This is a genomic window from Rhizobium bangladeshense (genome assembly GCF_001662075.1).
Lineage (GTDB): Bacteria > Pseudomonadota > Alphaproteobacteria > Rhizobiales > Rhizobiaceae > Rhizobium > Rhizobium bangladeshense_B.
The window spans coordinates 1-527 of the sequence record NZ_LYPL01000117.1 but is presented as its reverse complement, the minus strand read 5'-3'; the positions used below and the strand labels follow the sequence as shown (position 1 = coordinate 527).

Sequence of the window (527 nt, the reverse complement as noted above, 5' to 3'; positions counted from 1 at the left end):
TAGCAAGATAATATCGATCGCTGGCCCGGCAATCTCCTAGTCATGAAGACGTCTGAATGACCTGCGATAGGCACTTTCGAGGAGCTGACGGTCGCTGTCTCATTGGCCCTGATTGGTTCGAACGAGATTGTTAATCAAAATCCGTCGCACAACGCCAAAACCCATGACGCGCTGCCGACGACATGCAATAGTTGCATCATCCGGGCAAGGTGGCGAGAAGTGAATGAGTGCGAACGGACCGAACGACGATTGGCCAAACGCTGTCATCGAGTTCCTGAAGGAAAGTCTGCCGGTGGCCAGTCGATCACCGCTGAGATGGTCCGACGACAGCATGACAGCTTATCAGTTGGGGTGTGATGCGTTGGTGGCGTTGGGACAGGCAGAGCGCTCCGGGCCAGGAGCGCTGGCGACGGACTGTCCAAAACTACCCGAAATTCTACCGCGCTGGGATGACATATGCGTGACTGTCCTGGGACTGGCGGCTGTGCCGTTCTTGCATCCGGCAGCGCCCACGCCACCCGGGAGAT

General features: G+C 57.1%; 1 pseudogene. It reads left to right on the top strand.

The features are described from left to right. Positions 1 to 223 precede the first annotated feature (223 nt). Positions 224 to 527: pseudogene (locus A7X77_RS33745) on the top strand (hypothetical protein); the annotation flags it as partial.